Genomic DNA, 23534 nt, shown 5'->3' on the forward strand with positions numbered 1-23534 from the left:
ACGTTGCCGGCGGGAGCCGGCCGGCGTAATGCGTCAGCCGTCCACCCAGCGCAGCGCACCGATCTTCAGGTGCTCGACGACGCTGCGTGCCCAGTCGAGTTCGGCATTGAGCAGGACGAGCGCATGCTCGTTCTGCAGCAGGAACAGGCGCGGCACCTGATCGGCCTGCGCGGTGGCGCGCAGCGTTTCGAGGCGTTCGCGCTCCGCGTCGAGCCGCGTGATTCGAAGCTCGAGCTGGTGGCGGGCATCTTCGGCGTCGAGCAGCGGCAGGAACGCGAGGCCGGCGCCGAATGCCGGAAATTCACGTGCGGGTTCCGCGAGCAGCGCATGCAGCCACGCCTGCCCGGCCGTGTGGCCGGCCTCGGTCAGCGCATACAGCGTGCGCTCGGGAAACGCGCCGTCGCGCTCGGTGTCGTGCACGGCGATCAGCCCGTCGCGCAGCAGCCGGTCGATCGTCTGGTAGAGGCTCGTGCGCTGGCGCACGTTGACGACTTCGTCGTACCCGCGCGCCTTCAGCTGCTGCAGCATCCCGTAGGGATGCATCGGCGTTTCGGTGAGCGTCGCGAGGACGGCCAGCGCAAGCGGAGACGGACGGCTGGTGGACATGAATAGTTATTCAATATCTAGTAAGAATATAACTATTCTCAACCAGACTATCATATTTCACAAGGGTTTCAGCCGAGGTGCGAGCGCTTCGCGGCCGGGGCGACGGTTTCCATCGTCGCGAGACCATGCACGATCCCGCAATCCTCGACCGAATGCTCGCCGACGCACTGGCGGCGCAATTCGGTGAGCTGGTCGCGCAGATGCGTGAGTTCCGCGAGGCGTGCATCGACGTGTCCGATGTGCTCGTCGAGCAGCGAATTGATCGAATCGCAGGGGTCGGCCGGCGTGTCGGTGAGCTGCAGCAGCGCGCGGATTTCGTCGTGCGCCATGTCGAGCGCACGGCAGTTACGGATGAAGCGCAGCCGCTCGACATGCACGTCGGTGTAGTTGCGGTAGTTCGAGTCGGTGCGCTCCGCATCCGGCATCAGACCCTCTTTCTCGTAGAAACGGATCGTCTCGGGTGTGCAGCGGGCCGCTTTGGCCAGTTCGCCGATCTTCATGACCTTTCTCCCGTGTAAGGGTTGACCTTGTAGTGGCTTCAGGGTGTTAACTCTACACCGTTAGCCATTGAGGAGGTTGTCATGACCGACGCCCAGCGTACCCACGACCCACGACACCGTCATGCCGGCGGCGCCGCTCCGTGCTGCGCCGACGCGCACGATACGGATACGGCGACCGTCGCCGAGGGGGCGCCGACGGCCGGCGAGCACGCGCACGGCGAGGTCGCCGCAGCGCGCGGCGCGCAGTCGCATGCCCACAGCCACGACCACGAGCATGATCACGCGCATGCGGTTCGTGAAGAGGGCCATGCCCGCGGCGCCGGTTGCAGCCACGGCAGCGGCGAGGAACACGACCACGACCATGGTCATGACCATGCACACGAGCACGGCGACGGCCATCTCCATGGCACCGCCTGTGCACACGGCAGCGCCGCACACGACCATGCCGGTCGCGACCACGACCACGACCACGACCACGACCACGCGGCCGGCGACTGCTGCGCGCCAGCCGCGCTGACGCTCGCGCCGCTGCCGGTTGCGCAGGCGACCGCGTCGGGCCACGTGCGCTCCGCGTTCCGAATCATGCAGATGGACTGCCCGACCGAGGAAACGCTGATCCGCAAGAAGCTCGGCGGGATGAGCGAAGTGTCGGCGCTCGAATTCAACCTGATGCAGCGGATGCTGACGGTCGAGCACGTGCCGGACGCCCAGCCGGCGATCGAAAGCGCGATCCGCTCGCTCGGGATGACGCCCGAGGCGGCAGCGCCCGGCGCACCGGCCGCGCGCGTCGCCGACGCGCCCCCGAAGCCGTGGTGGCCGCTGGCGCTCGCCGGTGTCGCCGCGATCGCGTCCGAAGGCGCGACCTGGGCCGGCCTGCCCGTGTGGCTCGCGGCGGCGCTTGCGCTCGCGGCGGTGCTCGCATGCGGGCTCACCACGTACAAGAAGGGCTGGATCGCGATCCGCAACGGCAACCTGAACATCAACGCGCTGATGAGCATCGCGGTGACGGGCGCGATGGCGATCGGCCAGTGGCCGGAAGCGGCGATGGTGATGGTGCTGTTCACGATCGCCGAGCTGATCGAAGCGAAGTCGCTCGACCGCGCACGCAACGCGATCCAGGGCCTGATGCAGCTCGCGCCGGACACCGCGACCGTGCAGGACGCCGACGGGTCGTGGCGCACGATCGAGGCCGCGCAGGTGGCGCTCGGCGCGGTCGTGCGCGTGAAGCCGGGCGAGCGGATCGGGCTGGACGGCGAAGTCGTCGCGGGCCGCTCGACGGTGAACCAGGCGCCGATCACCGGCGAGAGCCTGCCCGTCGACAAGACGACCGGCGACGCCGTGTACGCGGGCACGATCAACGAATCGGGTTCGTTCGACTATCGCGTGACGGCCGTCGCGGCCAACTCGACGCTCGCGCGGATCATCCACGCGGTTGAAGAAGCGCAGGGCGCGAGGGCGCCGACGCAACGCTTCGTCGACCAGTTCGCACGTGTCTACACGCCGATCGTGTTCGCGGTCGCGCTGCTGGTCGCGGTGGCGCCGCCGCTCGTGATGGGCGGTGCGTGGCACGACTGGATCTACCGCGCGCTGGTGCTGCTCGTAATCGCGTGCCCGTGCGCGCTGGTGATCTCGACGCCGGTGACGATCGTGTCGGGGCTCGCGGCAGCCGCACGACGCGGGATTCTCGTGAAGGGCGGCGTGTACCTGGAAGAAGGGCGCAAGCTCGCGTGGCTCGCGCTCGACAAGACCGGCACGATCACGCACGGCAAGCCGGTGCAGACCGACTTCGACCTGCACGCGACCGACGCCGACGACGCACGCGTGCGGCACCTCGGCGCGAGCCTCGCGGCGCGCTCCGATCACCCGGTGTCGCAGGCGATCGCCACGGCTGCCCGCGATGCAGGCACGACGGCATTCGCCGATGTACAGGACTTCGAAGCGATCGTCGGGCGCGGCGTGCAGGGCACGATCGACGGCACGCGCTACTGGCTCGGCAACCACCGGCTCGTCGAGGAACTCGAGCGCTGCTCGACGGCCCTCGAAGCGAAGCTCGACGCGCTCGAGCGGCAGGGCAAGAGCGTCGTGGTGCTGGTCGACGAAGCACGCGTGCTCGGCATCTTCGCGGTGGCCGACACGATCAAGGACACGAGCCGCGAGGCGATCGCGGATCTGCATGCACTCGGCATCCGCACCGCGATGCTGACCGGCGACAACCCGCATACCGCGCAGGCGATCGCGCAGCAGGCCGGCATCGACGACGCGCGCGGCAACCAGTTGCCGGAAGACAAGCTCGCGGCAGTCGAGGAACTGTCGGCCGGCGGCGCGGGCGCGGTCGGGATGGTCGGCGACGGGATCAACGACGCACCGGCGCTCGCGCGCGCCGACATCGGCTTCGCGATGGGCGCGATGGGCACCGACACGGCGATCGAGACGGCCGACGTCGCGCTGATGGACGACGACCTGCGCAAGATCCCCGCGTTCGTGCGGCTGTCGCGTGCGACGCATCGCGTACTGGTGCAGAACATCGGCTTCGCGCTCGGCGTGAAGATCGTGTTCCTCGGCCTCACGGTCGCGGGGCTCGGCACGATGTGGATGGCGGTCTTCGCCGACGCGGGCGCAAGCCTGATCGTCGTGGCCAACGGTTTGCGGCTGCTGTCGTCCTCGGGGGCGTTCGGCGGCGGGCAGGCCAAGCGTTGAGGAGCGGGCGATGAGCTTTCTGAAACGAATCCTGGGCGGCCACGGCGGTAGCCATGGCGGCGGGCACGGCAACAACAGCGGTTACGGTAGCGGGCATCACGGCGGGCAGCGCCGGGACGGGCACGGCGGCCACGAGGCGCGCGGCCGCGATCGCCACGGCTGGGGCTGGCAGGCGCCGGCCGACAGTCGAAGCGGGCCGGCCGGCGGCAACGTGCCGCTGACCCAGCTGGCCTGCGCGGCCTGCGGCGCACTCAATGCGGCGGATGCGCGCTTCTGCGCGCAGTGCGGTGCCGCGCAACGCGGCAAGTCCTGCAGCCGCTGCCACTCGGCGCTCGCGGACGACGCGCGGTTCTGCCCCGGGTGCGGGACGCAGGCTGCGTAAGCCGGTTGGTCCGCGCATTCGCGCCGGCGGCGTGTGAACGCCGGCCGGCGCGCTTCGTTTCAGGCCGCCGCGCAGGCTTGCGATCAGCGCAGCGGCAGGTAGATCTCGGTGCGCAGGTCGGCCGGCGCCGCATCCATCGGCGTATTGAGGTACAGCTCGAACGGCGGCGCGTCGGCGGCTTCACGGCCCGCGTGACGCAGCCAGTCGCCGTAGAGCCACTGGTAGGCGGTCTTCAGGTCCGCATACGGCCCCGTATGCAGCAGCACCGCGTATTCGCCGCCCGCGACCGTCGCACGCTCCACCGGCGGCACGGGTTCGACGTCAGGCGCGCCGTCGGCCGGCACGAAGCAGGCCTTCGCGCGCAACTGTGCTTCGGGCGTCGTGTCCGGGTCGTCGTAAAAGATCCCGATCATCTTCGCGCCCGGCCCGATCAGCCCGTGCTGCCCGACCCACGCACCGATCCGGGCGAACGCGTCGCCGACCTTCAGGTACGAACCGGTGTGCGCCACTGCATAGCCGCGCAATTCCGGCAGCCGCCGGATCTCCACTTCATGCTTGAACATGTCTTCCTCTCCACGCTGTAACGGATAGATGGGCCGGTGGCGGCCCGTGCGCCGGTGCTGCACGGGCGGCACGCCGTAGGCGTCGCGAAACGCCCGCGCGAATGCATGCGTCGAACCGTAGCCCGCGCGTCGGGCGATTTCGTCGATCGGCCGCGCCGTGCACACGAGATCCTCGGACGCGCGCACGATCCGCATCCGCCGCACCGTCAGCACGATCGACTCGCCGTACAGCGCGCGATAGACGCGCTGCCAGTGATACGGCGACAGGCACGCGACTTCGGCGAGCCGGTTCAGGTCGAGCGGGCCGTCGAGGTGCGCGTGAATGTACGCGTGGACGCGCGCCACGCTCGCCGCATAGCGAAGCCAGGCGGGCGGGTCGGGTTTCGTTTCGTTGATCATCGCGTGTCCGGGCAGGAACCGACGTCACGGTAGCACGGCCGGATTGGATAAATCTTGCGGAAATGCGTAGGAAACCGATGAATCGCGCCCTTTTTATTCGGGCGAAATAGGGTCTTGCCCCGCGCAGATCTAGAACTAAAGTTAAAGACGGTGAAATCGGGTGATCGCGTCATTTTTCTCGGGTAAGTTGCTCCGTCGGGGCAGCACGTTTTTCGAAGTACGCAGGTAGTTCGTCGATGTTCAATCGCAACACCACGTTTTCGGGAGAAGAAGAAATGGATGCTTCCAGCTTCATCACGTCGCTGCAGACCACGCTAGGGGGGTATCTGCCAAAGATCGCCGGCGCGATCGGCATCCTGGTGATCGGCTGGCTGATCGCCGTCGTCGTGCGGGCCGGCGCAATGCGCCTGCTGAGCGCGCTGAAGGTCGATCAGCGGATCAACGAAAGTACCGGCCAGGGTGCCTGCGTCGAGCGCATCATCGCGGGCGGCCTGTTCTGGCTCGTGCTGCTCGTCACCGCGGTGGGCATCTTCAACGTGCTCAACCTGTATGCGGTCTCGAACCCGTTCTCGCTGCTCGTCACGCACATCGTCAACTACCTGCCGAACCTGATCGGCGGCGCGGCGCTGACGCTGATCGCGTGGCTCATCGCGTCGCTGCTGCGCAGCCTCGCGAACCGCGCGCTGAAGGCGAGCAAGATCGACGACAAGCTGTCCGAAGGCGCCGGCATGCAGCCGATGAGCGGCTATCTCGGCGACGTGCTGTTCTGGCTCGTGATCCTGATGTTCCTGCCGGCGATCCTCGGATCGTTCGCGCTGTCGGGGCTGCTGTCGCCGGTGCAGGGGATGGTCGACAAGCTGCTCGCGATCGTGCCGAACATTTTCGCGGCCGCGGTGATCGGCATCGTCGGCTGGATCGTCGCGCGCGTGCTGCGCGGCCTCGTGACGAACCTGCTCGTCGCCGCCGGCGCCGACCGCCTCACGCAGCGCCTCGACAGCCCGACGCCGGTGCGCGTGTCGAGCCTGGTCGGCACGATCGTCTACGTGTTCGTGTTCGTGCCGACGCTGATCTCCGCGCTCGACGCGCTGAAGATCGACGCGATCTCGGTGCCGGCCACCAACATGCTGAACCAGTTCCTCGGCGCGGTGCCGGACATCGTCGCGGCGATCGTGATCGTGCTGGTGACGTTCTACTTCGCGCGCTTCGTCGCGTCGCTCGCGCAGAAGCTGCTGGAAGCCGCGGGCGCCGACGGGCTGCCGGCCGTGCTCGGCGTCGAGCGCGTGTTCTCGGGGATCCTGCAGCCGTCGGTGCTGGTCGCGCGGTTGATCGTGTTCTTCGCGATGCTGTTCGCGTCGGTCGAAGCGGCGAACCGGCTCGGCTTCTCGCAGGTGCGCGACGTCGTCACGCTGTTCATCGAATTCGGCGGCCACGTGCTGATGGGTGGCGTGATCCTCGTGATCGGCGTGTGGCTCGCGGGCCTCGCGCGCCGCGTGATCGAGCAGGCCGACCGCGAGCACAGCGTGCTGTTCGCGCGCATCGCGCAATTCGCGATCCTGGGCCTCGTGTTCGCGATGGGGCTGCGCGCGATGGGCATCGCCAACGAGATCGTCCAGCTCGCCTTCGGCCTCGTGCTCGGCGCGATCGCGGTGGCGGTGGCGCTGTCGTTCGGCCTCGGCGGCCGCGAAGCGGCCGGCAAGCTGCTCGACCGCTGGTTCAACCAGCGCGGCGGCGGCCAGTAACGCCACCGTCGCGCATCCGTCCGGCCGCGCGGCATGGCCGGACGGCGCTGCGGCCGCAGGTGGATCCGGCCGGGCGAGAACGGCACGCGATAGCGTCCGCTCGCGCGGCGCCGTCGGCGCCCGGCGGTCGGCGTTCGGCGTTCGGCGAAGGCTGCCGCTGTGCCGCCTGCGGCGTGCCGGCTGCGTCACGCGTTCCGTGTCGGCATTTCTGCAAGCGAAATGTCAGCCGCGATCTTTGCCGAATTTCGATAACACGTCGTTTAATGACTCTCTAGCATCGATTCTCAGTCGCGCAGGCCGGCAGGCATGGCGCCTTTGAGGAGAGAGTCCGATGAAAGCAGAGTCGAATGGCCGGCCCGCCGCCGGCGCCAAGTCGTCCGGCCAGCCCGCGCTCCAGCAGACGCTCGGGACCTGGCAACTGTGGGGCATCGCGGTCGGCCTCGTGATTTCCGGCGAGTACTTCGGCTGGAGCTACGGCTGGGCGAGCGCCGGCACGCTGGGCTTCGTCGTCACCGCGCTGTTCGTCGCGGCGATGTACACCACCTTCATTTTCAGTTTCACCGAGCTGACGACGTCGATCCCGCATGCGGGCGGCCCGTTCGCGTATGCGCGCCGGGCGTTCGGCCCGACCGGCGGCTATCTCGCCGGCGCGGCGACACTCGTCGAGTTCGTGTTTGCGCCGCCCGCGATCGCACTCGCGATCGGCGCGTACCTGCACGTGCAGTTCCCCGGCCTCGAGCCCAAGCATGCGGCGATGGGCGCGTATCTCGTGTTCATGGCGCTGAACATCGTCGGCGTGCAGATCGCGGCGACCTTCGAGCTGGTCGTCACGCTGCTCGCGATCTTCGAGCTGCTGGTGTTCATGGGCGTCGTGTCGCCGGGCTTCGCGTGGAGCAACTTCATGAAGGGCGGCTGGTCGGGCGCCGATCATTTCAGCGTGGGCGCGTTCCACGGGATGTTCGCGGCGATCCCGTTCGCGATCTGGTTCTTCCTCGCGATCGAAGGCGTCGCGATGGCCGCCGAGGAAGCGAAGAACCCGAAGCGCTCGATCCCGATCGCGTACGTGGCCGGGATCCTGACCCTCGTTGCACTCGCGATCGGCGTGATGGTGTTCGCCGGCGGCGCGGGCGACTGGACCAAGCTCGCGAACATCAACGATCCGCTGCCGCAGGCGATGAAGTACATCGTCGGCGCGAACAGCGGCTGGATGCACATGCTCGTGTGGCTCGGGCTGTTCGGGCTGGTCGCGTCGTTCCACGGGATCATCCTCGGCTATTCGCGCCAGATCTTCGCGCTGGCCCGCGAAGGCTACCTGCCGGAATGGCTCGGGAAGGTGCATCCGCGCTTCAAGACGCCCCATCGCGCGATTCTCGCGGGCGGCGTGGTCGGGATCGCGGCGATCTACAGCGACGAGCTGATCCAGTTCGGCGGCCAGACGCTGACCGCGAATATCGTGACGATGTCGGTATTCGGTGCGATCGTTATGTATATCGTGAGCATGGCGTCGCTGTTCAAGCTGCGCCGCTCGCAGCCGAACATGGCGCGGCCGTTCCGCGCGCCGCTGTACCCGATCTTCCCGGCATTCGCGATCCTGGCCGCGCTCGTCTGTCTCGGCACGATGGTGTACTTCAACGGGCTGGTCGCGCTGGTGTTCCTCGGCTTCCTCGCGTTCGGCTACGCGTACTTCCTCGCGACGCGTGCGCAGCGTGCGAGTGCGCCGGGCGACGCGCTGCTGGAGGAGTGAGCAGGGTGACGATGAACGGCCGTTCCTGACGGCATCCGGCGCGCCCCGTCGAACGGGCGCGCCGTCGGCTTTTGGCAAGGAGATTCGCAGATGTCCTATACGGAGACGATCGGTCCGCGCACGTACCGTTTCGCGGACCTGAAGACGCTGCTCGCGAAGGCGAGCCCGTTGCGTTCCGGCGACCAGCTCGCCGGGGTCGCGGCGGCGAGCGAGGAGGAGCGCGTCGCCGCGAAAATCGCGCTCGCGGGCGTGCCGCTGAAGGCGTTCCTGAACGAAGCGGTGATCCCGTACGAAGACGACGAGGTCACGCGCCTCATCGTCGACGATCACGATGCGGCTGCCTTCGCGGAAATCTCGCACCTCACCGTCGGCGAGTTCCGCAACTGGCTGCTGTCGCCGGCGGCCGACGGCGCGGCGCTCGAACGGATCGCGCCGGGGCTCACGCCCGAGATGGTCGCGGCGGTGTCGAAGCTGATGCGCAACCAGGACCTGATCGCGGCGGCGAGGAAGCGCCGCGTGGTCACGCGCTTTCGCAACACGGTCGGGCTGCCGGGCCGGATGTCGGTGCGGCTGCAGCCGAACCACCCGACCGACGACGTGAAGGGCATCGCCGCGTCGATGCTCGACGGGCTGATGTACGGCTGCGGCGACGCGATGATCGGCATCAACCCCGCCACCGACAGCCTCGCGGCGATCGTGAAGCTGCTCGCGATGATCGACGGCTTCCGCGAACGCTACGGCGTGCCGACGCAGTCGTGCGTGCTCACGCACGTGACCAACACGATCGCGGCGGTCGAGAAGGGCGCGCCGGTCGACCTCGTGTTCCAGTCGATCGCGGGCACGGAGAAGGCGAACGCGAGCTTCGGCATCTCGCTCGCGCTGCTCGGCGAGGCGCGCGAGGCCGCGTTGTCGCTCAAGCGCGGCACGGTCGGCAACAACCTGATGTACTTCGAGACGGGGCAAGGCAGCGCGCTGTCGGCGAACGCGCACTTCGGCGTCGATCAGCAGACCTGCGAAGTGCGCGCGTATGCGGTGGCGCGCAAGTTCGACCCGTTCCTCGTGAACACGGTGGTCGGCTTCATCGGGCCGGAATACCTGTACGACGGCAAGCAGATCATCCGCTCGGGGCTCGAGGATCACTTCTGCGGGAAGCTGCTCGGCGTGCCGATGGGCTGCGACATCTGCTACACGAACCACGCGGAAGCCGACCAGGACGACATGGACACGCTGCTGACGCTGCTCGGTGCGGCCGGCATCAACTTCATCATGGGGATTCCGGGCGCGGACGACGTGATGCTGAACTACCAGAGCACGTCGTTCCACGACCAGCTGTACGTGCGCGAGGTGCTGGGCCTGCGCCGCGCGCCGGAATTCGAGGAGTGGCTGGAGACGATGGAGATCGCCGACGCGCACGGTGCGTTGCGCGCCGCGACGTCGCGCGTGCCGCTGCTCGCGGGTGCGAACGACTGGATGGGGATTTCGGCATGAGCGACGCCGTCGAAAAGAACCCGTGGGCGCAGCTGAAGTCGTTCACGAACGCGCGGATCGCGCTCGGCCGCGCGGGCAACAGCCTGCCGACCGCGCCGCTGCTCGCGTTCAACCTGTCGCATGCGCAGGCGCGCGACGCGGTGCACCAGCCGCTCGACGCGGACGCGCTGCGGCGCGAGCTCGACGCGGCCGGCTTCGCGACGCTCGGCGTGCAGAGCGCGGCGCCCGATCGCCAGCATTACCTGCGCCGGCCCGACCTCGGCCGCAAGCTGTCGGATGAAGGGCGCGCGCTGCTGGCGGCGCACGGCGACGCGGTGAGCGGCGACGGGCCCGACGTCGTGTTCGTGGTCGGCGACGGGCTGTCGGCGTTCGCGGCCGCGAAGCAGGCGCTGCCGTTGCTGCAGGCCGTGCGGCCGCGGCTCGATGCGGATGGCTGGCGGATCGGCCCGGTGGTGGTCGCGACGCAGGCGCGCGTCGCGCTCGGCGACGAGATCGGCGAATTGCTGCGCGCGAAGGTCGTCGCGATGCTGATCGGCGAACGGCCGGGGCTCAGCTCGCCGGACAGCCTCGGCGTGTACCTGACGTGGGCGCCGAAGGTCGGCTGCCACGATGCGTTGCGTAACTGCATCTCGAACGTGCGGCCTGAAGGGCTGCCGTACGCGGGGGCCGCGCACAAGCTGCATTACCTGATGACGCACGCGCGCCGGCTCGGGCTGACGGGCGTCGGTCTGAAGGACGACAGCGATGCGTTGCTGCCCCAGGCGGAGGCGGAGCGGATCGGAGCGGATTGAAAAACCCCATGCGCGGGCCGCCGCGTGGCGGTGTTCGAGCCTTTCGAGCCGTTCGAGCGGCCTGACGGGCGCCTATCTGAACAACCGCTCGCACAGAAAATCGACGAACACGCGCAGCTTCGGCGACAGCTGCCGGCTCGACGGCCACACGATCGAGAATTGCCCCGGTGCGATCCGGTAGTCGTCGAGCACGGTGACGAGTGCGCCGTGCTCCAGCGCGTCACGCGCAAGGAAGTCGGGCATGTAGCCGATGCCGAGCCCCGCGAGCACGGTGCCGCGCAGGGCTTCCATGTTGTTGCAGGTCAGCGCGGTGCGCAGCTTCAGCGGCGTGCCGTCGTCGGCCGCGAGCGCCCAGTCCTGCAGCTTGCCGGTGGTCGGGAAGCAGTAGCGCACGCATTCGTGCGCTTCGAGATCGCGCGGCGTGCGCGGCGTGCCGGCCTGCGCGAGATACGCGGGGGTCGCGCACAGCACGAACGCGAACGGGCCGAGCCGCCGTGACATCAGGCTCGAATCCGACAGCGGGCCGCTGCGGATCACCGCGTCGAAGCCGCCTTCGACGACGTCCACCATCCGGTCGTTGAAATCGAGATCGAGTTCGACGTCCGGGTAGCGCTGCCGGAATTCGGGCAGCACCGGCAGCAGGAACCGGTAGCCGATCACCGGCAGGCTCACGCGCAGCTTGCCGCGCGGGCGTTGTGCGGAAGCCGTCACGGTTGCTTCGGCGTCGCGGAAATCCTCGAGGATCCGCTGGCAGCGTTCGTAGAAGTGCCGCCCTTCTTCGGTGAGCGTGACGCGCCGCGTCGTGCGGTTGAACAGCCGCACGCCGAGCGACTGCTCGAGTTTCGCGATCGTCTTGCCGACCGCCGACGCCGAGATGCCGAGCGCGCGGCCGGCCGCGACGAAGCTCAAGGCTTCCGCGGTGCGGACGAAGGCGACGATGCCGGTCAGGTTGTCCATCGAGTCGAAGGCGTGCGTCGACGCACGTGGTCGAGTGAATTGCGGAATTCTAGTCCGTTATATGCGGAGCTTTGCGTGGTTTTTCGCGGATTGAATCGGATTTATCTTCTGTCGCTCTGACGGCGCATCCGCGCCGGCTTTTCGAGGAGCGATGATGGATCACCCTTTTTCAGCCGCTTCGGACCCGTCGGCACGCCGGCGCGCATGGGTGCTGGCCGCCGTCTGCCTGGCCGCCGTCGCGCTGCCGCTGTCGTTTTCGGGCGGCGCCGTCGCGACGCCCGCGATCGGCCGCGACCTGCACGGCGGGACGGTCGCGATGAACTGGATCACCAACGCGTTCATGCTCGCGTTCGGCAGCTTCCTGATGGCGGCCGGCGCGCTGGCCGACCAGTTCGGCCGCAAGCGCCTGTTCGCGAGCGGCGTCGGCGGCTTCACACTGATGTCGGTCGCGCTCGCGTGCGCGCCGTCGATGCTCGCGGTCGACCTGCTGCGCGCCGCGCAAGGGCTCGCGGCGGCCGCGGCGCTCGCGGGCGGCACGGCCGCGCTCGCGCAGGAATTCGACGGCGCGGCGCGTACACGCGCATTCAGCCTGCTCGGCACGACCTTCGGCGTCGGGCTCGCGTTCGGGCCCGTGCTGGCCGGCGCGCTGATCGGGCATCACGGCTGGCGCGCGATCTTCGTGACGAGCGCGGTGGCCGGCGGGCTGTCGCTCGTAGTCGGGCTGCCGCGCATGCACGAGTCGCGCGACCCGCATGCGACGGGGCTCGACTGGCCCGGCACGGCCGCGTTCACCACCGCGCTGACGCTGTTCACGTTCGGCGTGATCGAGGCGCCCGCGCGCGGCTGGTCGAGCCCGCTGGTGATCGCGCTGCTGGCAGGCGCGGCGCTCGGCGCGTGGGCGTTCGTCGCGATCGAGACGCGGGTCGCGCGGCCGATGCTCGACCTGTCGCTGTTCCGGATCGCGCGCTTCGTCGGCGTGCAGGTGCTGCCGGTGTCGACCTGCTGCTGCTACATCGTGCTGCTCGTCGTGCTGCCGCTGCGCTTCATCGGCATCGACGGCTTCAGCGAGATCGACGCCGGCTGGCTGATGCTCGCGATTTCCGCGCCGATGCTGGTCGTGCCGTTCATCGCGGCGACGTTCACGCGCTGGCTGTCGGCCGGCGTGATCTCGGGGTTCGGGCTCCTGATCGCGGCAGCCGGGCTCGTGTGGCTGGGTATTGCGCTGCGCGGCGGCGCGGGGGCCGCGGCGATCGCGCCGATGGTGACGATCGGCGTCGGCGCCGGGATGCCGTGGGGGCTGATGGACGGGCTGTCGGTGAGCGTCGTGCCGAAGGAGCGCGCGGGGATGGCGACGGGAATCTTCAGCACGACGCGCGTGGCCGGCGAGGGGATCGCGCTCGCGATCGTGGGTGCGCTGCTGGCCGGGCTGGCGCGGACGGGGTTGACGCAGGCGGCGGGTGCCGCCGGCACGCCCGACGCGACGCTGCATGCGGCGGCGCGGCTCGCGACCGGTGATCTTGCAGGCGCGGCGGTTGCGTTGCCGGGTGTCGGGCATGCGGCGCTGCTCGCGAGTTACACGCATGCGTTCGATCGGTTGTTGATCGGGCTGGCGGTCGTGACTGTGCTGTGTGCGGGGGTGGTGTTCGCGTTTCTTGGCGGGCGACCGGCGGCGACTGAAACGGATGACGACACCGACGAGCACGCGCACACCGACGTGCCGGTGCGCCGCCGGATCGAACCGGCTTGTGCGGAGACGCCCACGCGTTGAGCCGCGCGTCGTCGCGCACGGGCGCGCCGGCCACGGCGGCGGGCGCGTCGTCCTGGTTCGTCATCGCCGCATTCGTACGCTGACGCTCCGCCTTGCCCCTCAAGCCAGCACCAGCGGCGGCAGCATCGCATCGGCCCGTGCCTGTGCGTGCTCCACCTCAACCACCACATAGCGCCGCGCATCGGGCCACAGATACGCACGGATGCCCGCCTCCTCGTCGATCGTCGCGCGGCCCTGCACGAGCCAGGTCGTCTGCCGCACGAAGTCGACGAACAGCAGCGCGATGGCCGGATTCACCAGCAGGTTGCCGATCGTGTTGAACAGGTTGTTGCCCGCGAAGTCGGGCAGCACGAGCGTGCGGCGGTCGGGCAGGTCGACGAGCGGCTCGAACGAGCCGTCCGCGCGTGGCTGGCGGCCGCGGTACGAGCAGTCGCTGTTGCCGGCCGCGTCGGCGGTCGCGACGATCAGGAACGCCTGTTCGCGGATGAACGCGATGGCGTCGTCGGTCAGGGGGCCGCGGTCGTTCATGGTGTCGGTCGGCGCACACGCCGCTTCATGGGAATGCGAAGGGCGCACGCAAGCGACATGCCACGCGGCACGGCCTGCTTCCGCGCGCAGATGCGCCCGCGCACTGTGGAGATTTCGAACACCGCTCCGGCGCGCTGCGCAACCAGGCTGTTCAGAATCGGTACACCCGCCATGCTGCGTCGGTGAACACGGCACGGTGCGCACGCGGGCCGGCCGTGGTTGCCAGGCTTCCGTCCTGTTTGGCACGCATGTTGCGTAAGCGAGGGCAGCGCAATTCCAACCGGCGCTGTACTCACACAAGCACGATGAACAGGAGACATGTATGAACCCGTTTGACCTGAAGCAACTGGGCCTCGACGTCGAATACCCGTACCGTCAGCAATACGACAACTACATCGGCGGCAAGTGGGTTCCGCCGGTGAAAGGTGAGTACTTCGAGAACGTGTCGCCGATCAACGGCCAGCCGTTCTGTCGGATCCCGCGCTCGGGCGCCGACGACATCGAGCTCGCGCTCGACGCCGCGCACGCCGCACGCCGCAAGTGGGGCAAGACGTCGGTCGCCGAGCGCGCGAACCTGCTGCTCGCCGCCGCCGACCGGATGGAAAAGAACCTGAAGCTGCTGGCCGTGGCCGAGACCATCGACAACGGCAAGCCGCTGCGCGAGACGATGGCGGCCGACCTGCCGCTCGCGATCGACCACTTCCGCTATTTCGCGGGCTGCATCCGCGCGCAGGAAGGCGGCATCTCCGAAATCGACGACAACACTGTCGCGTACCACTTCCACGAGCCGCTCGGCGTCGTCGGCCAGATCATCCCGTGGAACTTCCCGCTGCTGATGGCCGCGTGGAAGCTCGCGCCGGCGCTCGCGGCCGGCTGCTGCGTGGTGATGAAGCCGGCCGAGCAGACGCCGGCATCGGTGCTGGTGCTGATGGAGCTGATCGGCGATCTGTTCCCGGCCGGCACGATCAACATCGTGAACGGCTTCGGCAAGGAAGCGGGCGAAGCGCTCGCGACCAGCAAGCGCATCGCGAAGATCGCGTTCACCGGCTCGACACCGGTCGGCAAGCACATCCTGCGCGCCGCGGCCGACAGCCTGATCCCGTCGACGGTCGAACTGGGCGGCAAGAGCCCGAACATCTTCTTCGCCGACGTGCTCGACCAGGACGACGCGTTCCTCGACAAGGCGCTCGAAGGGCTCGCGATGTTCGCGCTGAACCAGGGCGAAGTGTGCACGTGCCCGTCGCGGATCCTGATCCAGGAATCGATCTACGAGAAGTTCATCGAGAAGGCGGTCGCGCGGGTCGAGCGCATCAAGGCCGGCCACCCGCTCGACCTGCAGACGATGATCGGCGCGCAGGCGTCGCAGCAGCAGCTCGACAAGATCCTGTCGTACATCGACATCGGCCGCGGCGAAGGCGCGCAATGCCTGACCGGCGGCGAGCGCACGGCGCCGGCGGCGGAACTCGGCACGGGCTACTACGTGAAGCCGACGATGCTGCTCGGCAACAACAAGATGCGCGTGTTCCAGGAAGAGATCTTCGGGCCGGTCGCGTCGGTGATGACGTTCAAGGACGAGCAGGAGGCGATCGAACTCGCGAACGACACGTTCTACGGGCTCGGCGCGGGCGTGTGGACGCGCAACGGCACGCGCGCGTACCGGATGGGCCGCGAGGTCGAAGCCGGCCGCGTGTGGACCAACTGCTACCACCTGTATCCCGCGCATGCGGCGTTCGGGGGCTACAAGCAGTCGGGGATCGGCCGCGAGACGCACAAGATGGCCCTGTCGAACTATCAGCAGACGAAGTGCCTGCTGGTGAGCTACCAGGCCGAGGCGCTCGGGTTCTTCTGATCCGTGCGCGGGCGTCCTGGCCGGCCCGCGGTGGTAGGCGTCGGCCGGTCGGGGCGCCGTCTCGAGCGGCAAAGCTTCGGATACCGGACGGTCGTCGAACGCGTATCGCGCCGGTCGACGGTGGCTGTCTGGCCGACGACCGGTGCGCGGAGGCGTGCCGCGCGACCGACCGGCGATCCGGAGAATGACTGTTTCCGCCCATTCGCATTCGCAACCCGGCATCGGTCGCGCATTGCCGCGGCCTTCGCCGGAAACGATACCGATGGTCGTTCGTTTTCCGCGGCAAGTCGAGCCGGCGCGCCGGACGTAAAACCCCATGTCAGAACCGCCCCGATCCTATTCACGCCATCCCGTGTTCCACGCAGGTGAACTCGACGCGCATCACCGCTTCGGCGTCGCCGACGAGGCCGAGCGGATGAGCGACGTCGTGACGACGCGGCTGAGCATGGGCGTGCGGCAGTTCATCGAGACGCAGCCCTTCATGTTCGTCGGCACGGCGTGCGGCGGGCAGGCGGGCGTGACCTGCGACATCGTGCAGAGCCGGCGCGACGCGAACGGCGACCTGCTGCCGGTCGTGCGCGTGGTCGATACGAAGACGCTGCGCTTCGTGCTGCCGGTGTACGGCGAGAGCGACGGCGGCCGGATTGACGCGGCGCGGTGTAATGGCAGCGGCGTCGGGTTGCTGTTCGTCGACTTCGTGCGCGGCATCCGTTACCGGATCAACGGGCGCGCGACGCTGCGGACGGATCTGGCCGATGCGGACGCGGCACCGTGGCCGGCCGGCAGCGCGATCGTCGAGGTGGCGGTGACTCAGGCGTACGGCAATTGCGGCACGCGCGCCGTGCGGCTGCGGCCCGCGAACGGTGGCTAGCCGGTCGCCGCGCAGTGCCAGGCGAGCGCTGCGTACCGGATGCGCCGGCGCGGCGCGTGCCGCACCGACGGGGTGCGTGCGACAACGCGTTCGGGCATGCCCGCATGGCGCTTCCGTGCCGCGCAGCGTCGAATGACGGACTTTGCGCGGGTCGCGCGCCGTTCGGCACGGGACTTGCGTGGCAGGTGCGGTTCCGGGCAGGTGAGGGAGGACACGATGGACCAATACGTGGCGTGCAGCGAAGAACCGACGGCCGAAGACACGCGGCGCAACGCGCAGGGCGACGATGCGCTGGCCGGGCAGGCGGTCGTCAGCGTCGCGCATGACGCCGACGAGCAGGCGCGCAACCTGATCGGCTGGCGGCAGACCTACGACCAGCTCGCGGCCGGCCGCTTCGTCGGCACGCTGACCGAGCTGCCGCTCGACACGATGAAACTGTTTCGCGAATCGACGAGCCACCTGCTGCGGCAGGCATGCGAGGTGCGCGGCGATGCGTACTGGTTCGGCATTCCGCTCGTGAGCGACGGCACCGCGCGCGTCGATGCGTGCCGCATCGGGCCGGGTGCGCTCGCGTTCCGGCCCGGTAACGTGGAGTTCGAACTGGTGACGCCCGCGCAGTTCTCGATCTACGGTGTGGTCGTGCGCGGCGATGTGCTGCGTCACTACGCGGAAGACGTCGAACACCGCGCGCTCGACGAGCGGCTGTTCACGCAGCGCGTGATGCAGGTCGGCGATGCGCGGCTCGCGCGCCTGTGTGCGCTGCTCGGCCGCCGGCTCGACGGCGCGGTGGCGATGGCCGGCCCGCTGGCCGATGCGCAACGCGACGACCTGCAGGCCGAGGTGCTGGCCGCGCTGTTCGACGCGTGCGCGCAACCGGCCGACGAAGATTCGGGCCGTGCGCCGTCGATGCGCCGCTGGATCGTCGACCAGGCTCGCGACTACGTGCTCGCGCACCGCACGCGCCCGGTCGGCGTGCCCGAGCTGTGCGAGCAGTTGCATGTGAGCCGGCGCACGCTGCAGTACTGCTTTCAGGACGTGCTCGGCATGGCGCCCGCCACTTACCTGCGCACGCTGCGGCTGAACGGCGCGCGGCGTGACTTGTGCGGCCGCGCGGCCGGCTCGGTGCAGGACGTGGCCGAGGCGTGGGGCTTCTGGCACCTCAGCCAGTTCGCGACGGATTACCGGCGGCTGTTCGGCAAGCGGCCGTCGGAGACGCTGCGCGATCGCGCGGTGATGGTGGCGGTGGGGTGAGCGTGGGGCGGTAGGCGAAGCGGGTCTGGTTTAGACGCGGCCTTCGGCTCAGGCGCAGGCACCGGCTCCGGCTCCGGCGGCGCGTACACGCATCGACGTTTTCAGCCTCCCAACCGGCCGCCGTACCCTGTTCCCCTATTCGGCCGTAGCCGCCGCTTCGCGCGGCGCGGGCCACGCCAGCGCATCCCAGTCGATCGCGCGATAGGCGGCCTCGACCGCCGCGAGATCGGCCGGCCGCTCGCTGCGATGCATCCCGAACAATTCGGCGGGCACGTCGAGCGCGACCGGCACGCAATGCGGGTAGTCGCGCACGCGCAGCGCCGGCCCGATCGTCGTGAAGCACGCGAGCGTCGGCACGTCGAAACCGTCGGCGAGATGGAGCGCAGCGGTATCGGGCGCGAACAGCAGGGCGGCACCCTTGACCCATGCGATGAACCGGGCCGTATCGTCGGCCGCATCGGCGCTCACGTCGACATAGGCGGGATGGGCGACGGGCCCGAACCCGGCCACCGGCAATCCGTAGCGCTGCGCGAGCTGCTCGACGAACGTTGCCCGCAGCGCGGGCGGCACGCTGCGCAAAGCAGTGCTCGCGGTCGGGCAGAACAGCACGTACGGGCGCCGCCATTCCTCGGGCAGCGCAGGCAGCGGCAGCCGCGCGAGCCAGCGGTTGCGCTTGGCCGACGCCGGTACCGACTCGGGCTCCACGCCGAGTGCGTCGAGGAAGAAATCGACCATCGGCAGCCGCGCGAACGTGGGCCAGTACAGGTGATTGCCGACGTCGATGCACGGTGCATCCGCCGGCAGCGTGTCGGCGCGGTACGGCAGTGCGCGCGACGGCGCGACGAGGTCGGCCGCGAGCGCATACAGCGCCTCGACGTAGCGCGGCGCGCGGGCCGGCCGGTACAGCGTGAAGTGCAGGCCCGGGTGCGCCGCACGCAGCGCGGCGAGGGCGGTGAGCCCGATCACCGAATCGCCGAGCGTGACGCCCATTCCGTTGATCACGTGCACGTGCCGTGCGCGGTCGTAGTCGAACCGGAACGGCCGGTGCGCGGCGTGCAGCAAGCCACGCGCGGACGCGGCCGGCACGTGGCCGACGGCGCGCGCGCCGCCCTGCTCGAGGTCGTATGGCGCGACGAGCGTGCCGTCCGGCGCGAGCAGCGTGCCGGGGAGCGTGAGCGCGTCGTCGTGCGACAGCGCGACGGCGGGCGGCGCGGCGTGCGTACCCATCGTCATCCGCCGCGCGCGCGGCGGCCCTGTTCGCGGATCTGCTCGAGTGTCGCGGCCGGTGTGCTGGCGTCCTGCGGGATGCGGATCTCGATCAGCGCGGGCAGCCCGCAGGTCAGTGCGCGCTCGAGCGCGGGCGCGAAATCGGCGGTGCGCTCGACGGTCTCGCCATGCGCGCCGAACGCACGCGCATACGCGGCGAAATCGGGATTCGTGAGCCCCGTGCCATGCACGCGCCCCGGGTAGTTGCGCTCCTGATGCATGCGGATCGTACCGAAATGCCCGTTGTTGACGACGATCACGACGATGTTCAGCCCGTACTGCATCGCGGTCGCGAGCTCGTTGCCGGCCATCATGAAGCAGCCGTCGCCCGCGAGCGCGACGACGGCGCGCGACGGGTACAGCGACTTCGCGGCAAGCGCGGCCGGCACGCCGTAGCCCATCGCGCCGCTGGTCGGCGCGAGCTGCGAGCGGAAGTGCCGGTACGCGAAGTGGCGATGCAGCCAGATCGCATAGTTGCCGGCGCCGTTGGTGAGGATCGCGTCATGCGGCAGGCGCTCGCGCAGCTGCACCATCACGTCGCCGAGCTGGACGTCGCCGGGCATCGGCAGCGGCGCATGCCATTCGCGGTACGCGCGATGCGCGTCGGCAGCGGTGCCGGCCCACGCCGGGTGTTCGGGCGCCTCGAGCGCGGCGAGCGGCGTGGCGATTTCGGGCATGCCCGACACGATCGGCAGGTCGGCCGCATACACGCGGCCAAGCTCGTCCGCGCCCTGATGTACGTGGATCAGCGTCTGGCGCGTCTTCGGGATGTCGAGCAGCGTGTAACCGCCGGTCGTCGCTTCGCCGAGACGCGGCCCGATCACGAGCAGCAGGTCGGCGTCGCGGATGCGCTTCGCGAGCGCGGGGTTGATCCCGAGCCCGACGTCGCCCGCGTAGTTCGGGTGCGCGTTGTCGATCGTGTCCTGGTAGCGGAACGCGCAGGCCACCGGCAACTGCCAGCGCTCGATGAAAGTGCGCAGGTTCGCGCACGCGTCGGGTGTCCAGCCGCTGCCGCCGACGATCGCGAACGGCCGCTCGGCGCGCGCGAGCCGCTCGCGCAGCTCGTCGATCTGCGCGGCCGACGCCGCGGCGGCGACGCGTTTCGCGGCCGGCACGACCGGCTGCGGCGCGCACGCGTCGGACAGCACGTCTTCCGGCAGCGCGAGCACGACCGGGCCGGGGCGGCCCGACGTCGCGACGTGGAACGCGTGGCTCAGGTATTCGGGGATACGGCGCGGGTCGTCGATCTGCGCGACCCATTTCGCCATCTGGCCGAACATCCGCCGGTAGTCGATTTCCTGGAAGGCTTCGCGGTCGAGGTGCTCGCGGGCGCACTGGCCGACGAACAGGATCATCGGCGTCGAATCCTGGAACGCGGTGTGCACGCCGATCGACGCATGGGTCGCGCCGGGGCCGCGTGTGACGAACGCGATGCCGGGGCGGCCGGTGAGCTTGCCGACGGCCTCGGCCATGTTCGCGGCGGCCGCCTCGTGGCGGCAGACGACCGTCTGGATGCGCGCGGTGTCGTCCGCCAGCGCATCGAGTACGGCGAGGAAACTCTCGCCCGGCACGCAGAACACGCGTTCGACGTGATTGGCGAGCAACGCATCGACGAGCAGTCGCGCGCCGGTGGTGGCGGGCTGCTCGAGATCCTTGGAATGCGACATGGGCTGCCGTCTCCCTGGGTAGCGGGACGTACAGCTTACGCCCGTTGGGCGGCCCCTGAATAGTGTCGGAACACGTAGGGATGCGGGGCATGCAACGCGGTTTCGGCCGAACGGCCAGCTTGTGCGTGCCGCCCCAACGCAGAAGAATTGAACGCTACGAATGTCTCGCCGGCCCGCTCGGCGCGGGGTTACGGAAGGGGCCGCGTCCGCGAAGAAAAGAGCGGCGTGCCGGCGTTCGCGTCCGAATCGATACCGAGGTAAGCGCTGATGTACACACATGGATTTACATCGTCGGCCAAGCGGATATACTGTACATCCACAGTACATCCGGATGTTGGGGGCGACATGCATACGACGAGGGTATTTCGGAACGGCAACTCGCAGGCCGTGCGAATTCCTGCCGACCTTGCCTATGAACGCAGTGATATCGAACTGGAAATCGAGCGCATCGGCGACGAAATCCGCATTCGGCCGGCGCGGCGGCCGTTGACCCGCGTCCTCGAGAAATTCGCGAAATTCGGGCCGGATTTCATGGCCGAAGGGCGCGGCGACCACGAGCAGGCCGAACGCGAGGGTTGGTGATGCCGCGCTACATGCTCGACACCAACATGTGCATCTACCTGATGAAGAATCAGCCGGAGCAGGTTGCGAGGCGGTTTGCGCAGTGCTACACGGGGGACGTCGTGATGTCGGCGATCACGTACGCCGAGCTCGAGTACGGCGTCGCGGCGTGCGCGAGCCCTGCGCGGGAGCGCGGCAATCTTGCCGCGCTGATCGACGACATTCCGGTCGCGCCGTTCGACGTCGCGGCGGCGCAAGCGTATGGTCCGGTCCGCGAGGCAACCCGGGAGCGGAAGAAGGATCACCTCGACAAGCTGATCGCCGCCCATGCGGTGTCGCTCGATGTCGTACTCGTGACCAACAACGAGCGGGATTTTGTGAGCTATCCGGGATTGCGGCTGGAGAACTGGCTGGACGATTGATCAGGGCACGCAGGGCGCCCGAGGGTCATGCGAGACGTCGGATTGTCCCGCATGACGCCCGGATCCAGCATCAGCACTCGACGATATTCACCGCCAGCCCGCCGCGCGACGTTTCCTTGTACTTCGTCTTCATGTCGGCGCCCGTCTCGCGCATCGTCTTGATCACGGAGTCGAGCGACACGTAGTGCGAGCCGTCGCCGCGCAGCGCCATGCGCGCCGCGTTGACCGCCTTCACCGACGCCATCGCGTTGCGCTCGATGCACGGGATCTGCACCATCCCGCCGACCGGGTCGCAGGTGAGGCCGAGGTTGTGTTCCATCCCGATCTCGGCCGCGTTCTCGACCTGCTGCGGCGTGCCGCCGAGCACGGCCGCGAGCGCGCCGGCGGCCATCGAGCACGCGACGCCCACTTCGCCCTGGCAGCCGACTTCCGCGCCGGAGATCGACGCATTCAGCTTGTAAAGAATGCCGATCGCGGCGGCCGTCAGCAGGAAGTCGATCACGCCCTGTTCGTTCGCGCCGGGCGTGAAGCGCGTGTAGTAGTGCAGCACGGCCGGGATGATGCCGGCCGCGCCGTTGGTCGGCGCGGTGACGACGCGGCCGCCGGCCGCGTTTTCCTCGTTGACCGCGATCGCGTACAGGTTGATCCAGTCGATCATCGACAGCGGATCCTGCAGTGCGCGCTCCGGGCTGCCCGTCAGCGTGCGGTACAGCTGCGGCGCGCGGCGCTTGACCTGGAACGGGCCGGGCAGATTGCCGTCGGCTTCCGGGTTGCCGATCCCGCAGCCGCGCGACACGCACGACTGCATCACGGCCCAGATCTTCAGCAGGCCGTCGCGCGTCTCTTCCTCGGTGTGCCACGCGCGCTCGTTTTCCCACATCAGCTGCGCGATCGACTTGCCGGTCGACTCGGTCAGCGCGAGCAGCTCGGCGCCGGTGCGGAACGGATGGGTCATCTGCTCGGCCGCGCTCAGCACCTTCGTGTTCGGCGCGCCGGCCGTCACGACGAAGCCGCCGCCGACCGACAGGTAGGTGCGCTCGACCAGCACGTTGCCGCTTGCGTCGGACGCGCGCAGTTTCATCCCGTTCGGGTGCTCGGGCAACGCCTGACGGTAGAACGCGATGTTCTCCTTCAGCACGAACGGCACCGGATGCGTGCCGAGCAGCGCGAGCTGCTTCGATTTGCGGATGTCTTCCAGCCGCGTGTCGATCGTGTCGGGATCGACGGTGTCGGGCGCGTCGCCGAGCAGGCCGAGCATCACGCCGCGATCGGTGCCGTGGCCCTTGCCGGTCGCGCCGAGCGAGCCGTACAGCTCGACCTTCACGTGGGCCGTCGCCGCGAGTTGCCCGTCACGCTCGAGTCCCTGGACGAACATCAGCGCCGCGCGCATCGGCCCGACCGTATGCGAACTGGACGGACCGATGCCGATCTTGAAAAGGTCGAAGACGCTGACTGCCATAGTGATTCCTGCCTTGCTTTAAGAAT

General features: G+C 69.0%; 20 protein-coding genes. 12 read left to right on the plus strand and 8 right to left on the minus strand.

Features of this window, described 5'->3' with window-relative positions:
* Positions 1 to 33: 33 nt before the first annotated feature.
* A complete protein-coding gene (locus CFB47_RS00665) occupies positions 34 to 606 on the minus strand; it encodes a PadR family transcriptional regulator (RefSeq protein ID WP_089424169.1) in 573 nt (190 codons plus the stop codon).
* Positions 607 to 674: 68 nt separating this feature from the next.
* Entirely contained in the window at positions 675 to 1106 is a 432-nt protein-coding gene (gene cadR, locus CFB47_RS00670; RefSeq protein WP_011350541.1) for a Cd(II)/Pb(II)-responsive transcriptional regulator, read from the minus strand.
* 81 nt (positions 1107 to 1187) lie between these two features.
* Between cadR and CFB47_RS00675 the strand changes: the two genes are divergently transcribed.
* Both CFB47_RS00675 and CFB47_RS00680 read left to right on the plus strand, forming a co-directional pair.
* Positions 1188 to 3803 (plus strand): heavy metal translocating P-type ATPase, encoded by a 2616-nt coding sequence (locus tag CFB47_RS00675; RefSeq protein WP_089460255.1) that lies wholly within the window; start codon positions 1188 to 1190, stop codon positions 3801 to 3803.
* Positions 3804 to 3813: 10 nt separating this feature from the next.
* Complete coding sequence (locus tag CFB47_RS00680; protein WP_089460256.1) at positions 3814 to 4185, plus strand: zinc ribbon domain-containing protein; 372 nt, start codon at positions 3814 to 3816, stop codon at positions 4183 to 4185.
* Between the two features lie 83 nt (positions 4186 to 4268).
* Here CFB47_RS00680 and CFB47_RS00685 read toward each other — a convergent pair whose 3' ends face one another.
* On the minus strand, positions 4269 to 5147 hold the full coding sequence (locus CFB47_RS00685; protein ID WP_089460257.1) for a GyrI-like domain-containing protein: 879 nt from the start codon (positions 5145 to 5147) through the stop codon (positions 4269 to 4271).
* Between the two features lie 275 nt (positions 5148 to 5422).
* On the opposite strand from CFB47_RS00685, the gene CFB47_RS00690 reads away from it, so the two are divergent.
* The 4 genes from CFB47_RS00690 (at position 5423) to eutC (ending at position 10909) form a co-directional block, all read left to right on the plus strand.
* A complete protein-coding gene (locus tag CFB47_RS00690; protein WP_089438938.1) occupies positions 5423 to 6886 on the plus strand; it encodes a mechanosensitive ion channel in 1464 nt (487 codons plus the stop codon).
* Between the two features lie 331 nt (positions 6887 to 7217).
* The gene (gene eat, locus CFB47_RS00695) at positions 7218 to 8630 is read left to right on the plus strand and encodes an ethanolamine permease (RefSeq protein WP_089438939.1); all 1413 of its coding nucleotides are present in this window, start codon (positions 7218 to 7220) and stop codon (positions 8628 to 8630) included.
* Positions 8631 to 8720: 90 nt separating this feature from the next.
* Positions 8721 to 10118, plus strand: a complete 1398-nt coding sequence (locus tag CFB47_RS00700; protein ID WP_089460258.1) for an ethanolamine ammonia-lyase subunit EutB — start codon at positions 8721 to 8723, stop codon at positions 10116 to 10118.
* A complete protein-coding gene (eutC, locus tag CFB47_RS00705; RefSeq protein ID WP_089460259.1) occupies positions 10115 to 10909 on the plus strand; it encodes an ethanolamine ammonia-lyase subunit EutC in 795 nt (264 codons plus the stop codon). The genes CFB47_RS00700 and eutC overlap by 4 nt, the downstream gene beginning before the upstream one ends.
* 72 nt (positions 10910 to 10981) lie before the next feature.
* On the opposite strand, the gene CFB47_RS00710 is transcribed toward eutC, so the two are convergent.
* On the minus strand, positions 10982 to 11866 hold the full coding sequence (locus CFB47_RS00710; protein WP_039351377.1) for a LysR family transcriptional regulator: 885 nt from the start codon (positions 11864 to 11866) through the stop codon (positions 10982 to 10984).
* Between the two features lie 154 nt (positions 11867 to 12020).
* Between CFB47_RS00710 and CFB47_RS00715 the strand changes: the two genes are divergently transcribed.
* Positions 12021 to 13634, plus strand: a complete 1614-nt coding sequence (locus CFB47_RS00715) for an MFS transporter (RefSeq protein WP_089460260.1) — start codon at positions 12021 to 12023, stop codon at positions 13632 to 13634.
* 99 nt (positions 13635 to 13733) lie between these two features.
* On the opposite strand, the gene CFB47_RS00720 is transcribed toward CFB47_RS00715, so the two are convergent.
* The gene (locus CFB47_RS00720; RefSeq protein ID WP_089460261.1) at positions 13734 to 14162 is read right to left on the minus strand and encodes a pyridoxamine 5'-phosphate oxidase family protein; all 429 of its coding nucleotides are present in this window, start codon (positions 14160 to 14162) and stop codon (positions 13734 to 13736) included.
* Positions 14163 to 14484: 322 nt separating this feature from the next.
* Here CFB47_RS00720 and CFB47_RS00725 point away from each other — a divergent pair, with 322 nt between their 5' ends.
* From CFB47_RS00725 to CFB47_RS00735, 3 genes are all read left to right on the plus strand, one after another.
* The gene (locus tag CFB47_RS00725) at positions 14485 to 16011 is read left to right on the plus strand and encodes an aldehyde dehydrogenase family protein (RefSeq protein WP_059528018.1); all 1527 of its coding nucleotides are present in this window, start codon (positions 14485 to 14487) and stop codon (positions 16009 to 16011) included.
* A gap of 316 nt (positions 16012 to 16327) precedes the next feature.
* Positions 16328 to 16882 carry a hypothetical protein gene (locus CFB47_RS00730; RefSeq protein ID WP_089460262.1) on the plus strand — a complete coding sequence of 185 codons (555 nt, stop codon included), beginning with the start codon at positions 16328 to 16330 and terminating at the stop codon, positions 16880 to 16882.
* A 216-nt stretch (positions 16883 to 17098) separates the two neighbouring features.
* Positions 17099 to 18133: a helix-turn-helix domain-containing protein gene (locus CFB47_RS00735; RefSeq protein WP_089460263.1), complete on the plus strand. Its 1035-nt coding sequence runs from the start codon at positions 17099 to 17101 to the stop codon at positions 18131 to 18133.
* Positions 18134 to 18268: 135 nt separating this feature from the next.
* Here CFB47_RS00735 and CFB47_RS00740 read toward each other — a convergent pair whose 3' ends face one another.
* Complete coding sequence (locus tag CFB47_RS00740; protein ID WP_089460264.1) at positions 18269 to 19366, minus strand: glycosyltransferase family 9 protein; 1098 nt, start codon at positions 19364 to 19366, stop codon at positions 18269 to 18271.
* A complete protein-coding gene (locus CFB47_RS00745) occupies positions 19363 to 21066 on the minus strand; it encodes a thiamine pyrophosphate-binding protein (protein ID WP_089460265.1) in 1704 nt (567 codons plus the stop codon). The genes CFB47_RS00740 and CFB47_RS00745 overlap by 4 nt, the downstream gene beginning before the upstream one ends.
* A 345-nt stretch (positions 21067 to 21411) precedes the next feature.
* Between CFB47_RS00745 and vapB the strand changes: the two genes are divergently transcribed.
* Both vapB and CFB47_RS00755 read left to right on the plus strand, forming a co-directional pair.
* The gene (gene vapB / locus CFB47_RS00750) at positions 21412 to 21648 is read left to right on the plus strand and encodes a type II toxin-antitoxin system VapB family antitoxin (protein WP_089438949.1); all 237 of its coding nucleotides are present in this window, start codon (positions 21412 to 21414) and stop codon (positions 21646 to 21648) included.
* Positions 21648 to 22049, plus strand: coding sequence for a type II toxin-antitoxin system VapC family toxin (locus CFB47_RS00755; RefSeq protein ID WP_039351354.1), 402 nt, complete (start codon positions 21648 to 21650; stop codon positions 22047 to 22049). Before vapB ends, CFB47_RS00755 begins: the two co-directional genes overlap by 1 nt.
* A gap of 70 nt (positions 22050 to 22119) precedes the next feature.
* Here CFB47_RS00755 and CFB47_RS00760 read toward each other — a convergent pair whose 3' ends face one another.
* On the minus strand, positions 22120 to 23508 hold the full coding sequence (locus CFB47_RS00760; protein ID WP_089455368.1) for an L-serine ammonia-lyase: 1389 nt from the start codon (positions 23506 to 23508) through the stop codon (positions 22120 to 22122).
* Positions 23509 to 23534 lie beyond the last annotated feature (26 nt).

Source organism: Burkholderia sp. AU27893 (assembly GCF_002223205.1).
GTDB lineage: Bacteria > Pseudomonadota > Gammaproteobacteria > Burkholderiales > Burkholderiaceae > Burkholderia.

Bases quoted from the DNA above. Each gene is read 5' to 3' on its own strand.
- CFB47_RS00715 (WP_089460260.1), top strand. From the start codon at position 12,021: ATGGATCACCCTTTTTCAGCCGCTTCGGACCCGTCGGCACGCCGGCGC.
- CFB47_RS00760 (WP_089455368.1), bottom strand. From the start codon at position 23,508: ATGGCAGTCAGCGTCTTCGACCTTTTCAAGATCGGCATCGGTCCGTCC.
- CFB47_RS00725 (WP_059528018.1), top strand. From the start codon at position 14,485: ATGAACCCGTTTGACCTGAAGCAACTGGGCCTCGACGTCGAATACCCG.
- CFB47_RS00755 (WP_039351354.1), top strand. From the start codon at position 21,648: ATGCCGCGCTACATGCTCGACACCAACATGTGCATCTACCTGATGAAG.
- CFB47_RS00745 (WP_089460265.1), bottom strand. From the start codon at position 21,066: ATGTCGCATTCCAAGGATCTCGAGCAGCCCGCCACCACCGGCGCGCGA.
- CFB47_RS00720 (WP_089460261.1), bottom strand. From the start codon at position 14,162: ATGAACGACCGCGGCCCCCTGACCGACGACGCCATCGCGTTCATCCGC.
- CFB47_RS00680 (WP_089460256.1), top strand. From the start codon at position 3,814: ATGAGCTTTCTGAAACGAATCCTGGGCGGCCACGGCGGTAGCCATGGC.
- vapB (WP_089438949.1), top strand. From the start codon at position 21,412: ATGCATACGACGAGGGTATTTCGGAACGGCAACTCGCAGGCCGTGCGA.
- CFB47_RS00675 (WP_089460255.1), top strand. From the start codon at position 1,188: ATGACCGACGCCCAGCGTACCCACGACCCACGACACCGTCATGCCGGC.
- CFB47_RS00740 (WP_089460264.1), bottom strand. From the start codon at position 19,366: ATGACGATGGGTACGCACGCCGCGCCGCCCGCCGTCGCGCTGTCGCAC.
- eutC (WP_089460259.1), top strand. From the start codon at position 10,115: ATGAGCGACGCCGTCGAAAAGAACCCGTGGGCGCAGCTGAAGTCGTTC.
- CFB47_RS00735 (WP_089460263.1), top strand. From the start codon at position 17,099: ATGGACCAATACGTGGCGTGCAGCGAAGAACCGACGGCCGAAGACACG.
- CFB47_RS00700 (WP_089460258.1), top strand. From the start codon at position 8,721: ATGTCCTATACGGAGACGATCGGTCCGCGCACGTACCGTTTCGCGGAC.
- CFB47_RS00665 (WP_089424169.1), bottom strand. From the start codon at position 606: ATGTCCACCAGCCGTCCGTCTCCGCTTGCGCTGGCCGTCCTCGCGACG.
- CFB47_RS00730 (WP_089460262.1), top strand. From the start codon at position 16,328: ATGTCAGAACCGCCCCGATCCTATTCACGCCATCCCGTGTTCCACGCA.
- CFB47_RS00710 (WP_039351377.1), bottom strand. From the start codon at position 11,866: ATGGACAACCTGACCGGCATCGTCGCCTTCGTCCGCACCGCGGAAGCC.
- CFB47_RS00690 (WP_089438938.1), top strand. From the start codon at position 5,423: ATGGATGCTTCCAGCTTCATCACGTCGCTGCAGACCACGCTAGGGGGG.
- eat (WP_089438939.1), top strand. From the start codon at position 7,218: ATGAAAGCAGAGTCGAATGGCCGGCCCGCCGCCGGCGCCAAGTCGTCC.
- CFB47_RS00685 (WP_089460257.1), bottom strand. From the start codon at position 5,147: ATGATCAACGAAACGAAACCCGACCCGCCCGCCTGGCTTCGCTATGCG.
- cadR (WP_011350541.1), bottom strand. From the start codon at position 1,106: ATGAAGATCGGCGAACTGGCCAAAGCGGCCCGCTGCACACCCGAGACG.